Genomic DNA, 12,465 nt, shown 5'->3' on the forward strand with positions numbered 1-12,465 from the left:
CCTACGGCGAATCGGACTTCGTGCGGTCGACCTCTTCAGGGGTCCAGTTCTGGGGAATTCCCGGCTGGCCGGGGAACAGGAAGTCCACGAATGCCTTCGCGGTGGGCTGCGGTTCGTGGTTGGCCAGCCCGGGCCGCTCATTGGCCTCGATGAACGCGTACTCCGGCCGGGTGACGTCGGGGACGAGCAGGTCGATGCCGGTGACCGGCACACCGATCGCGTCGGCGGCGGCGACGGCCACCGATCGCAGTTCCGGGTGCACGGTGGCGGTGACGTCGTGGATGGTGCCGCCCTGGTGCAGGTTCGCCGTCCGGCGGACCCGCAGCCGGGTGCCCTCGGGTAGGACGTCGTCGAACGACCAGCCCGCCTCCTTCACCGTGGTCTCAGTCACCGCGTCCATCGGGATGCGCGACTCCCCGCCGGTGGCGGCCGCCCGTCGGCGACTCTGTGCGTCGATCAGCTCGCGGACGGTGTGGCGGCCCGTCCCGGTCACCTCGGCGGGCCGTCGCAGCGCGGCGGCGACCACCTTGCCGTCGATCACCACCAGCCGCAGATCGTCGCCCTCGGCACGCTGTTCGATGAGGACCTCCGGATGCTGCTCCCTGGCGCGGGCCAGTGCGGCATCGAGTTCGTCCGGACCGTCCACCCCGACGGTGATGCCCTTGCCCTGCTCGCCACGGGTCGGCTTGACGACGACGTCACCCACCTCGGCCAGGAACTCGTGGTCGGCCTCGTCGAACGTGGCCAGCCGGCCCCGTGGCACGATGATGCCGGCATCGGAGACGATGCGGCGGGTCAGCCGCTTGTCGTCGCAACGGCTCATCGCCACCGCAGAGGTGTACTCCGACAAGGATTCCCGGGTGATGACGCTGCGTCCACCGTGTGAGAGCCGCATCTCGCCGGCCTCGGCATCGAGCACCTCCACCCAGATTCCGCGGCGGATGGCCTCGTCGGCGATGATCCGTGCGTACGGATTCAGGTCGTCGACCGTCTCCGGGGGATGGGTGAACAGCGGTTCGTTGATCGCGTTCTTGCGTTTGACGGCCATCACCGGCACCCGGGCGAACCCCAGTTTCTCGTACAGCGCGATCGCGGCGGTGTTGTCGTGTGCAACCGAGAGATCCATGTAGGCGCGGCCTCGCTCGCGATAGAGGGCGGCGAGGCTGCGGGTCAGCGCTGCTCCCACACCGGGAACCGTGGCCGCCGGGTCGACGGCCAGCGTCCACAGGCTCGATCCGTTCTCGGGGTCGGAGAACAGCACCTTGTGGTCGATTCCGGTCACGGTTCCCAGCACGGCTCCGTCGTCGTCGCGCACGGCGACCAGGTAGTCGATGGCATCCTGGTGACAGTGGTTGTCCCAGATGACATCGTTGGGGGCAGGCACCATCGCGCACCGGACGTAGACCCGGTTCATCTCGTCGGCGTCGACGCGGCTTTCCAGCGTGCGGACACTGAAGCCGCGCAGCGCCGGCGCGGTCTCCTGGCTGTCGGCGAACCTCAACCGGTAGGTGTGACTGGGGTCGATGAACAGTTCGGCGGGCGCCTTGGACACCAGCACGTGGGGCTCACGCGCATAGATGCAGATGTCGCGGCGGCCCTGGCCCTCCTGGCGCAGCACCTCGGCGAGCCTCTCGGGATCGGCGAATGTCTGGCCGAAGATCAGTCGGCCCCACCCGAGTTCGAGGACGACGTCATCGGCCATCGCGTCCACCATGTGTGGCGGGGACGCGTCGTGCAGAGCGAGTGTGATGGCCTCGGTGGTCTCGGCGGCCGGATCCTGGCGGGGATCGACGTCGGTCATGCCTCGGCTCCCGTTCGCTCCGGTCCTCGCTCGTACCTCGCTGCGATCCTCACTCGCGGTCGCCTTCGGTGGTCATGCCTCGGCTCCCGTTCGCTCCGGTCCTCGCTCGTACCTCGCTGCGATCCTCACTCGCGGTCGCCTTCGGTGGTCATGCCGCCGGCCCGTTGATGCCGTGGCGTTGCAGCCACAACTCCAGCAGCGCGATCTGCCACAGCTCGTTGCCGCGAAGCGGGGTGAGCTTGCCGTTGGGATCGGCCAGCAGACGCTCCACCGACTCCGGGCGAAACAGCCCACGCTCCTTGGCGGCCGGCGCGTAGAGCGCATCGCGGACCAGGTCGAGGTACGGCCCTTCGAGGTGGGTGAGCGCGGGCACCGGGAAGTACCCTTTGGGCCGGTCGATGACGTCGGCCGGGATCACCTGCCGGGCAGCCTGCTTGAGCACGCCCTTGCCCTCGTGCGCCGTCTTCAGATGCGGCGGGCAGGTGGCGGCCAACTCGACGAGTTCGTGGTCGAGGAACGGCACCCGGCCCTCCAGCCCCCACGCCATCGTCATGTTGTCGACACGCTTGACCGGGTCGTCGACCAACATCACGGTGGTATCCAGCCGCAGCGCCCGGTCCACACCGGTCTGTGCGCCGGAGCGGGCGAAGTGCTCGGTGACGAAGAGCTCGCTGGGATCTTCTGCGGTGGCGACCGCGGGGGACACCAGCGACGCGTACCCGGACTGGTCCCGGTCGAAGAAGGCGGTCCGGTAACTGGCCACCGACCCTTCCACCGAGGCCGCCTCCGGTGCTCCCATCGGTGGATACCAGTGGTAGCCGGCGAACACCTCATCGGCGCCCTGCCCCGACTGCACGACCTTGACGTGCTTGGACACTTCCTGGCTGAGCAGGTAGAACGCCACGCAGTCGTGGCTGACCATCGGCTCGCTCATCGCGCCGATCGCGCCGTCGAGGGCAGGCAGCATCCGATCGGTGTCGATGCGGATCTGGTGGTGATCGGTGGCGAACCTGTCGGCGATGATGTCGGAGTAGTGGAATTCGTCGCCTTTGACCCCGCCCACCGACTCGAAGCCGATCGAGAACGTCTTCAGGCCGTGCTGCCCGGCCTCAGCGAGCAACCCGACGATCAGGCTGGAGTCGACACCACCCGACAGCAGACAACCCACCGGCACGTCGGCGACCAGGCGGCGCTTGACGGCGAGCCGGAGGGACTCGAGAACCGCGTCCTCCCAGTCTCGTTCGGACCAGCCGGAGCGTTCCTCGGCGCGGGTGAAGTCCGGCTTCCAGTACGTGGTGGTGGTGCGGGTCCCGTCGGGCTCGATGGCCACCAGCGACGCGGGCGGGACCTTGCTGATGCCGCGCAGGATCGTGCGCGGCGGCGGAACCACCGAGTGGAACGTCAGGTAGTGGTGCAGGGCGACCTGGTCGATGCGGGTGTCGACTCCGCCGCCGGCCACCAACGCAGGCAGTGAGGACGCGAACCGAATCCGATGCGAGTCCTCGGTGAGGTAAAGCGGCTTGATGCCGAGACGGTCGCGGCCCAGTAGCACCCGGCCGCTATCCCGTTCGACGATGGCGAAGGCGAACATGCCCTTGAGGTGATCGACGAACCGGTCGCCCCAGTGGTGGTAGCCCTTGAGCAGGACCTCGGTGTCGCTGTGGGAGAAGAAGCGGTAACCGTGGCCGTGGAGTTCGTCACGCAGCTCTTCGTAGTTGTAGATGCAGCCGTTCCATGCGACCGACAAGCCGAGGTCGGAGTCGACCATCGGCTGCGCGCCAGCCTCGGACAGGTCGATGATCTTCAGGCGTCTGTGCCCGAGTGCCACCCTGCCCTGCGACCACACCCCCGCGGCGTCCGGTCCGCGGGGCGCCATGGAGGCGGCCATCGCCGCGACAGCGCTGATATCTGGGGTTCTTCCGTCGAGGCGTACCTCGCCGGTGGCTCCACACACCTGTTCGACCCTACTCCAGTGTCGGCGGTTCCTCGATCTGACTCCGCGGCCACGCTACAGGCCCCGGAGCCCACCGTTAGTACCCGGACAACGACTTCTGAAACGCCGACATCTGAAACGCTCGAAGCCGGCTGAAAGCCCTCCGAATCGGTGATCCCGGACGGGGGGTGCGCCACACTCGGGACGGCGATCTGTCGGCGGTATCCGCGGTGCCAGTGAGCCCCTTCGGGAAAATCGATCACCTATTGGTCTGGCGCCCTACCTTTGAACGTGGCATTTTGGGGGAACCGTGGGGGCACGGCGGCAGCCGATACCCGCGCCAATGGTCGGGTTCCCGTCGAGTTCGGGACGAAGAGAGCGGGAGTACTGATGAGCGCGTGGGCGAAGAAGCGACAGCACTGATGGGCGCGCCGGGGATGCTCTCGAAGGCCGATCTGGAACACCGGGTCGCGGACGGGGAGATCGACACGGTGATCGTCGCGTTCTGCGACATGCAGGGTCGCCTCACCGGGAAGCGGATCTCGTCGCGGCTGTTCGTCGAGGAGGTCGCCGAGCATGGCGCCGAGTGCTGCAACTACCTGCTCGCCGTCGACGTCGACATGAACACCGTCGACGGGTATGCGATCTCCAGCTGGGAAACCGGCTACGGCGACATGGTGATGACCCCGGACTTCAGCACGCTGCGGCTGGTGCCGTGGCTGCCGGGCACGGCGTTGGTGATGGCGGATCTGTCGTGGACCGACGGCACGCCGGTCAAGCAGGCGCCGCGAACCATCCTGCAGGGCCAACTCGACCGGCTGGCCGAGCGCGGCATGGGCGCGATCGCGGCCACCGAGCTCGAGTTCATGGTGTTCGACACGCCCTACCGGGAGGCGTTCAAGACCGACTATCGCGGGCTGGTGCCGGCCACCGACTACAACATCGATTACGCCATGCTGGCCTCGACCCGGATGGAGCCGCTGCTGCGCGACATCCGTCTCGGGATGGAAGGCGCCGGTCTGTACTGCGAAGGGGTCAAGGGGGAGTGCAACCTCGGTCAGCAGGAGATCGGATTCCGTTACGACGAGGCGCTGGTGGTGTGCGACAACCACACCATCTACAAGAACGGCGCGAAGGAGATCGCCGACCAGCACGGCAAGAGCCTGACGTTCATGGCGAAATACGATGAGCGCGAGGGCAACAGCTGCCACATCCACATCTCATTCCGCGGCATCGAGGACGGGGTCGCCAAAGTCCCGGTGTTCGCCGATCCCGACGACGAACTCGGCATGTCCAAGATGTTCCGCAGCTTCGTCGCCGGGCAGCTGGCCACCTTGCGGGAGATGACGTTGTTCTACGCGCCGAACATCAACTCCTACAAGCGCTATGTGGACGGCAGCTTCGCGCCGACCGCGGTTGCCTGGGGGATCGACAACCGCACCTGTGCGTTGCGGGTGGTCGGTCACGGCCAAGGCATGCGGATGGAATGTCGCGCTCCCGGCGGTGACGTCAACCAGTACCTCGCGGTCGCGGCGCTGATCGCCGGCGGACTGCACGGCATCGACCAGGAGCTCGAACTGCCGGATGCGGTGCAGGGCAACGCCTACACCAGTGGTGCCGAGCGGATCCCCACGACGATGGCCGAAGCGATGGAACTGCTGGACAATTCGCGGATCGCGCGGGAGGCGTTCGGTGACGACGTCGTCGACCACTACCTCAACTACGCGCGGGTGGAGCTCAAGGCGTTCAACGCCGCAGTGACGGATTGGGAGAGGGTGCGTGGCTTCGAACGGCTTTGACGTCGGCACCGATCGGCCGGTCATCGGGTTGACCACCTATCTGCAGCCCGCCCAGACCGGAGTGTGGGACGTCCGTGCCAGCTTTCTGCCCGCCATCTACTTCGAGGGGGTCGGGCTGGCCGGCGGCATCTCGGTGCTGCTGCCGCCGCAGCCGGTGGACGAGGCCATCACCGAGCGGGTGCTCGACGGTATCGACGGTCTGATCGTCACCGGCGGTAGGGATGTCGACCCGGCGGCGTACGACAGCCCCCGGCACCCCGCGACCGACGAGCCCGTCGCCGACAGCCGCACCCGGGACGCCTTCGAATTCGCACTGATCCAGGGGGCACTGCGCCGAGGTCTTCCCGTTCTCGGGATCTGCCGGGGTGCGCAGGTGCTCAACGTCGCGCTCGGCGGCACTCTGCATCAACACCTGCCCGACGTGCTGGGCCACGCCCACCATCAACAGGGCAACGCGGTGTTCAGCACATCGACGATCACGACGGTGCCCGGCACCAGGGTCGCGTCGCTGGTCGGTGGCAGCACCGACGCCCAGTGCTATCACCACCAGGCGATCGACCGCCTCGGTGACGGCCTGATCGTCAGCGCATCCGACACCGATGGCGTGATCGAGGCCGTGGAGGTCGACCCGGAGCGCCACCCGCACCACTGGGCGGTGGCGGTGCAATGGCATCCCGAGGAGCGCCTCGACGATCTTCGACTGTTCGCGGGACTGGTGGCTGCCGCGACGTCGTATGCAACCCAGAAGACAGCCCAGAAGACAGCCCAGAAGACGCGGAAAGTGAGCCTATGACCACCAGCGACGTGATCAACCCTGCGACCGAGGAGGTGCTGCGCACCGTCGAGCAGACCGACGAGTCCGGGGTCGATGACGCGGTGGCCCGCGCCACCGTCGCCCAGCGGGACTGGGCACGCCGAGCCCCCGCAGACCGCGCGGCAGCCCTGCGGGCGTTCGCGGCCGTCGTGGACGCACACGTGGAGGACCTGGCCGGTCTCGAGGTCGCCAACTCCGGCCACCCGATCGGTAACGCGCGTTGGGAGGCCGGGCACGTCCGCGATGTCCTGCAGTACTACTCCGCGACGCCGGAACGGCTGTCCGGCAAACAGATTCCCGTCGCCGGTGGGCTCAACGTCACCTTCAACGAGCCGCTCGGGGTGGTCGGGGTCATCACCCCGTGGAACTTCCCGATGACCATCGCCTCGTGGGGGTTCGCCCCGGCGCTGGCAGCCGGCAACGCGGTACTGGTCAAACCCGCCGAGTGGACCCCGCTGACCACGATCCGGCTCGGCGAACTCGCCCTCGACGCCGGGTTGCCCCCCGATCTGTTCCAGGTGCTGCCCGGCAAGGGATCGGTGGTCGGGGAGCGCTTCGTCAGCCACCCCGATGTCCGCAAGATCGTGTTCACCGGATCGACCGAGGTCGGCACGCGGGTGATGGCCGGTGCCGCCTCCCAGGTCAAACGGGTCACCCTGGAGTTGGGCGGTAAGAGCGCCAACATCGTCTTCGACGACTGCGACCTGGAGAAGGCCGCGGCGACCGCACCCTACGGGGTCTTCGACAACGCCGGCCAGGACTGTTGTGCACGCAGCCGGATCCTGGTGCAGCGCAACGTCTATGACCGGTTCATGGAGTTGTTCGAGACCGCGGTCAAGGGTGTCGTGGTCGGCGACCCACGGGACGGCGGTACCGAGATGGGCCCGCTGGTGTCCGAAGCGCACCGCAACTCGGTGGCAGGGTTCGTCGGCGAGGACGCGCCCATCGTGTTCCAGGGTTCCGCGCCGACCGGTCCCGGATTCTGGTTCCCGCCCACCGTGCTGACCCCGGCGCGCGATGATCGCACCGTCACCGAGGAGATCTTTGGTCCGGTCGTCACGGTGTTGCCGTTCGACGACGAAGCCGACGCCATCGCGCTGGCCAACGACACCGTCTACGGGTTGTCGGGGTCGATCTGGACCGACAACCTGTCGCGGGCGTTGCGGGTGTCACGGGCCGTGGAGGCCGGCAATCTGTCGGTCAACTCGCACTCGTCGGTCCGGTACAACACGCCTTTTGGTGGGTTCAAGCAGTCCGGGTTGGGCCGCGAGCTCGGACCCGACGCCCCATTGTCGTTCACCGAGACCAAGAACGTGTTCATTTCTGTCCACCCTGAGAAGGAAGTTGCACACTGATGGATCTGACCCAGCGACTCGCCGGCAAGGTCGCGGTGATCACCGGCGGCGCCAGCGGAATCGGGCTCGCCAGCGTGCGGCGGCTGCACGCCGAGGGCGCAACGATCGTCATCGGCGACCTCGATCCCGCCGCCGGCAAGGAGGTCGCCGGCGAGGTCGGCGGAACCTTTGTCCCAGTGGATGTTTCAGACGAGGTGGCCGTCGACACGCTGTTCGACACCGCGGTCAAGACGCACGGTTCGGTCGACATCGCGTTCAACAACGCGGGTATCTCGCCGCCCGAGGACGATCTGATCGAGAACACCGGTCTGGATGCGTGGCAGCGGGTGCAGGACGTCAACCTCAAATCGGTGTTCCTGTGCTGTAAGGCGGCCTTGCGGCACATGGTCCCGCAGCAGAAGGGGTCGATCATCAACACCGCGTCGTTCGTCGCGGTGATGGGGTCTGCGACGTCGCAGATCTCCTACACCGCGTCCAAGGGCGGGGTCCTGGCGATGTCGCGGGAACTCGGTGTGCAGTACGCCCGGCAGGGGATTCGGGTCAACGCGCTGTGTCCCGGGCCGGTGAACACGCCGCTGCTCAAAGAACTGTTCGCCAAGGATCCCGAACGTGCCGCCCGCAGGTTGGTCCACGTGCCGGTGGGCCGGTTCGCCGAACCCGAGGAGCTCGCCGCTGCGGTGGCCTTCCTCGCCAGCGACGATGCGTCGTTCATCACCGGGTCGTCGTTCCTCGTCGACGGCGGCATCAGCTCGGCCTACGTCACGCCGTTGTAGAGCAGCGGACTCACCGATGTCAGCAGCGCCGGACGCGAGCGACAGGGCTGGATCCGCCGAGGGCGGTGATGCCAGTGACGCGTTGCTGCGTCCGGTGCGGCCTCTCAACGCCTTCGAGGACACCGTCGAGAGGCTGTTGCAGACCATCCGGCTGGGGGTGCTGCACCCGGGCGAATCGCTGCCGCCGGAACGGGAACTGGCCGTGCGGCTCGGCGTCAGCCGCGACACCGTCCGAGAGGCGATCAAGTCGCTGGCCGACGCCGGATACCTGGTGTCGCGCCGTGGTCGCTACGGCGGCACATTCCTGGCCGACGCGCTGCCGGCGCCCAGCGCCGAGGAGGTCCGGTTCACCCGCGCCGACATCGACGACGCGCTGCGACTGCGGGAGGTCCTCGAGGTGGGCGCCGCGCGGCTGGCGGCGGGCCGGACGCTGACCGCCACCGAGCGTGACGCGCTGTGGAATCGGCTGGCCGATGTGCGCGGCTCCGAGACCGAGGCGTACCGGCGACTGGACTCCCGGCTGCATCTGGCGATAGCCGAGGCCGCCGGGGTGCCGTCCCTGGTGCCGCTGGTGGCCCAGAACCGGATGCGGCTCAACGAACTGCTCGACCGGATCCCGCTGCTGGCCCGCAACATCGAACACTCCGACGAGCAGCACGAGGCGATCGTGATGGCGATTCTGGCCGGCGACGCCGACAGCGCGGCGCAGACGATGACCGCGCACGTCTGGGCCTCGGCGGCGCTGCTGCACGGCTTCCTCGACTGAACTGCGCCAGCCGCGGGACTGAACTGTGCGAACCGCGGGACTGACTGCGCAGCGCGCGGGTTTGTCCGCCGACACGCCGCGATTGCTGGCTGTTTGCGCACCCTCGACGAGGACTACATTTGGCGGTGTGGAGGATCAGTCGGTGGTCGAGCTGGCGTCGTCGGCACTGTCCGACGTCGACACCACCGGCTGGGCCCAACGCTTCGACCTGCTGTCCGACCCGCATCGCCTGGAGATCCTGCTGAGCCTGCACCGGGCGCCGGGAATCTGCGTCAGCGATCTCGCGGCCGCGCTGGGACGGTCCGAGAATGCCGTATCGCAGGCACTGCGAGTGCTGCGCGCACAGGGTTGGGTCGTGAGCACCCGTACCGGCCGCTCCGTCAGCTACCGGTTGGACGACGACATCGTCCACGATCTGCTGCACTGGATCGGCGCCAGGCATGCCGGCGGTCATGGGCACAGCTGACCGTTCGGGCAGGTGACGGCTGTTCATCTGATCAGCTAGACAGATGATCAGATGGCGGAATAGGCTCGTCGGGTGATCGTCCACCACCACGCCATGCACATGAGTGACGGCATCGTCGACGCCCCCACGTCGGTGGCGTTCGGCGCGATCGCGGTGATCGCTCTGGCCATCTGCGTCTGGAAGGCGCGCACTGAACTCGACGAGCGCACTGTGCCGCTGGCCGGACTGGTGGCGGCCTTCATCTTCGCCGTGCAGATGGTCAACTTCCCGATCCTGCCCGGCGTCAGCGGCCATCTCCTCGGTGGCGCACTCGCCGCCATCCTCGTCGGGCCCTATACCGGCGCGCTGTGCATCGCGATCGTGTTGGTGGTGCAGTCCCTGCTGTTCGCCGACGGTGGCGTGACCGCGCTGGGGATGAACATCGTCAACATGGCCGTCATCGGGGTGGCCGCCGGCTATGGCCTGGCGGTGGCGATGTACTCGATTGCCCGACGCCGCCCTGCCGATCCGTCGGTGCGCACCATCGGGTTCATCGCGTTCGTCGCCGCACTCGTCGGAACCGTCTGCGCGGCCATGGGATTCGTGCTCGAGTACTCGATCGGCGGCGCCGCACCGGCGTCCATGGGCACCGTCACGGGCTACATGTTCCTCACCCACGTCCTGATCGGTCTCGGCGAAGGCGCCATCACCGCCGTCACGGTGATGGCGGTGGCCCGGGCGCGTCCCGATCTCGTCTACCTGATGCGGCGCGACCGAGCGGAGGTTCCGGCATGACGTCGGCTATGACACAGCGCAAATGGTTCTGGGTGGCGTTCGCCGCGGCCACCCTACTGATCGCCGGGGTGGTCTCCTATCTCGCGAGTTCCAGCCCCGACGGCCTCGACTCGACGACGCTGCAGGGTTGCGAGGTCGTCGAGACCAGTGATGGCGAACAGTTGACCGGTGAGTGCATCGCCCAGCACGCCGGCGAGCACGATCTCGCCGACTCGCCGCTGGCCGACTACGCGCTCGGTGGCCGCGAGGGCACCGGTGGCGTCGCAGGTGTCATCGGCGTGCTCGTCACTGTGGCGGTCGCCGGTGGCGGCTTCTGGCTGATCGCGCGCTCCCGGCGCGGCGCCGAAGACCCGGGTGCATCCGAGCCGAGCAGGCGATAGGCATGGGGGCCGGGGCCCATCCGCTGTACCGCCACGGCGACTCCGCGGTGCACCGGGCGCCGGCCGAGGTCAAGATCGTCTGCCTGCTGGTGTTCGTGCTGGCGGTCGTCGCCACACCGCGGGAGATGTTCTGGCCGTACGCGGTGTATGCGGTGATCGTGGTGGCCGTCTGGCAGCTGGCCCGCATCCCGCTGCGCTGGATCCTGCCGCGAATGCTGATCGAGGCGCCGTTCCTGGTGCTGGCGCTGCTGCTGCCGTTCGCCGAGGGCGGGGAACGCGTCGAGGTGGCAGGTCTGCAACTGTCGGTGGCGGGGTTGTACGCGGCCTGGGGCATCGTCGTCAAAGGCACGCTGGGTGTGGCCGCCGCGCTGACGTTGGCCGCCACCACAGCCGCGGCCGAGCTGCCCGCGGCGCTGAGCCGGCTGGGTGTGCCCGCGATGGTCACCTCGGTGCTGGTGCTGATGATCCGGTACATCGATCTGCTCGCCGCCGAGGCGGGCCGGATGCGGATGGCGCGGATCTCGCGGGGAGACTCACCGCGTGCCCTGCACCAGGCGCGCGCCATCGCCACCGGTATCGGCGCGCTGTTCCTACGGTCCTATGAGCGGGGAGAGCGGGTGTATCACTCGATGTTGTCGAGAGGTTTCGACGGCGGCGTGCCTGACCTGGCGGTCATCGGTGCACCGCCGCGGGCGGTACCGAGCCAATGGGTCTCGACGATGATCCCGGCTGCGGCCGCGGTGACCGTGTCGGTGGCGGCGTGGGTGATCCGATGACTGAGATCGCGGTACAGGTCGAGGCCCTGCGCCACGTCTACCCGGATGGTCACGTGGCCCTCGACGGCGTTGATCTCACCGTCGCGGCCGGGGAACGCGTCGCGGTGCTTGGACCCAACGGTGCAGGCAAGACCACACTGATGCTCCATCTCAACGGGGTGCTCACCGCCTCCTCGGGGTCGGTGCGCGTCGGCGGAACCCCGGTGAACCGCAAGAACCTGCACGACATCCGCCAGCGCGTCGGCCTGGTGTTCCAGGACCCCGACGATCAGCTGTTCATGCCGACCGTCGCCCAGGATGTCGCGTTCGGGCCGGCCAACTTCGGCCTGCGGGGCCAAGCGCTCGCCGATCGGGTGGCTTCCGCGCTGGCCACCGTCTCCCTGACCGATGAAGCCGGCCGCAACCCCACTCACTTGTCGGCGGGCCAGCGCCGCCGTGCCGCGTTGGCCACGGTGCTGGCGTGTGATCCGCAGATCCTGGTTCTCGATGAACCGTCGGCCAACCTCGACCCGGTGGCCAGACGTGAACTGGCCGAGACACTCTCGGAGCTGGATGCCACGATGCTGATTGTCACCCACGACCTGCCCTACGCCGCTCAGCTGTGCGACCGTGCGGTCGTGGTGGACCACGGGGTGGTGGTCGCCGACGGCGGCATCAACGAGATCCTGGCCGACGAGGCGTTGCTGGCCGCGCACCGGCTCGAGCTGCCGTGGGGCTTCGCCGTCCGCAACTGAACCGATTACCCCCCCCGGGGGGGGGGGGGGGGGGGGGGGGGGGGGGGGGGGGGGGGGGGGGGGGGGGGGGGGGGGGGGGGGGGGGGGGGGGGGG

12 protein-coding genes are annotated in these 12,465 nt (G+C 68.3%); 10 read left to right on the forward strand and 2 right to left on the reverse strand.

Going from position 1 to position 12,465, the window contains the following annotated elements; all coding sequences use genetic code 11:
- Position 1: 1 nt before the first annotated feature.
- Positions 2–1,801: an N-acetylglutaminylglutamine synthetase gene (gene ngg / locus BEMPMBAN_RS27390; protein ID WP_159228963.1), complete on the reverse strand. Its 1,800-nt coding sequence runs from the start codon at positions 1,799–1,801 to the stop codon at positions 2–4.
- Positions 1,802–1,949: 148 nt separating this feature from the next.
- A complete protein-coding gene (locus BEMPMBAN_RS27395; RefSeq protein ID WP_159228964.1) occupies positions 1,950–3,755 on the reverse strand; it encodes an N-acetylglutaminylglutamine amidotransferase in 1,806 nt (601 codons plus the stop codon).
- Positions 3,756–4,156: 401 nt separating this feature from the next.
- Between BEMPMBAN_RS27395 and BEMPMBAN_RS27400 the strand changes: the two genes are divergently transcribed.
- The 10 genes from BEMPMBAN_RS27400 (at position 4,157) to BEMPMBAN_RS27445 (ending at position 12,371) form a co-directional block, all read left to right on the forward strand.
- Positions 4,157–5,533 (forward strand): glutamine synthetase family protein, encoded by a 1,377-nt coding sequence (locus tag BEMPMBAN_RS27400; protein WP_159228997.1) that lies wholly within the window; start codon positions 4,157–4,159, stop codon positions 5,531–5,533.
- Complete coding sequence (locus BEMPMBAN_RS27405; protein WP_200845846.1) at positions 5,514–6,326, forward strand: gamma-glutamyl-gamma-aminobutyrate hydrolase family protein; 813 nt, start codon at positions 5,514–5,516, stop codon at positions 6,324–6,326. Before BEMPMBAN_RS27400 ends, BEMPMBAN_RS27405 begins: the two co-directional genes overlap by 20 nt.
- Positions 6,323–7,702 carry an aldehyde dehydrogenase family protein gene (locus tag BEMPMBAN_RS27410; protein WP_159228965.1) on the forward strand — a complete coding sequence of 460 codons (1,380 nt, stop codon included), beginning with the start codon at positions 6,323–6,325 and terminating at the stop codon, positions 7,700–7,702. Before BEMPMBAN_RS27405 ends, BEMPMBAN_RS27410 begins: the two co-directional genes overlap by 4 nt.
- Positions 7,699–8,475 carry a 3-oxoacyl-ACP reductase gene (locus BEMPMBAN_RS27415; RefSeq protein WP_200845855.1) on the forward strand — a complete coding sequence of 259 codons (777 nt, stop codon included), beginning with the start codon at positions 7,699–7,701 and terminating at the stop codon, positions 8,473–8,475. The genes BEMPMBAN_RS27410 and BEMPMBAN_RS27415 overlap by 4 nt, the downstream gene beginning before the upstream one ends.
- Positions 8,476–8,491: 16 nt before the next feature.
- The gene (locus tag BEMPMBAN_RS27420) at positions 8,492–9,241 is read left to right on the forward strand and encodes a FadR/GntR family transcriptional regulator (RefSeq protein WP_159228967.1); all 750 of its coding nucleotides are present in this window, start codon (positions 8,492–8,494) and stop codon (positions 9,239–9,241) included.
- A gap of 127 nt (positions 9,242–9,368) precedes the next feature.
- Complete coding sequence (locus tag BEMPMBAN_RS27425) at positions 9,369–9,707, forward strand: ArsR/SmtB family transcription factor (protein ID WP_159228968.1); 339 nt, start codon at positions 9,369–9,371, stop codon at positions 9,705–9,707.
- Positions 9,708–9,800: 93 nt separating this feature from the next.
- Positions 9,801–10,481, forward strand: coding sequence for an energy-coupling factor ABC transporter permease (locus BEMPMBAN_RS27430; RefSeq protein WP_159228999.1), 681 nt, complete (start codon positions 9,801–9,803; stop codon positions 10,479–10,481).
- Positions 10,478–10,861 (forward strand): PDGLE domain-containing protein, encoded by a 384-nt coding sequence (locus tag BEMPMBAN_RS27435; protein WP_425294921.1) that lies wholly within the window; start codon positions 10,478–10,480, stop codon positions 10,859–10,861. The genes BEMPMBAN_RS27430 and BEMPMBAN_RS27435 overlap by 4 nt, the downstream gene beginning before the upstream one ends.
- A 2-nt stretch (positions 10,862–10,863) precedes the next feature.
- Entirely contained in the window at positions 10,864–11,637 is a 774-nt protein-coding gene (gene cbiQ, locus BEMPMBAN_RS27440; protein ID WP_159228969.1) for a cobalt ECF transporter T component CbiQ, read from the forward strand.
- A complete protein-coding gene (locus BEMPMBAN_RS27445; protein ID WP_159228970.1) occupies positions 11,634–12,371 on the forward strand; it encodes an energy-coupling factor ABC transporter ATP-binding protein in 738 nt (245 codons plus the stop codon). Before cbiQ ends, BEMPMBAN_RS27445 begins: the two co-directional genes overlap by 4 nt.
- Positions 12,372–12,465 lie beyond the last annotated feature (94 nt).

It is taken from the genome of Mycolicibacterium austroafricanum (assembly GCF_902705885.1).
In the GTDB taxonomy this organism is placed as follows: Bacteria; Actinomycetota; Actinomycetes; order Mycobacteriales; family Mycobacteriaceae; genus Mycobacterium; species Mycobacterium vanbaalenii_A.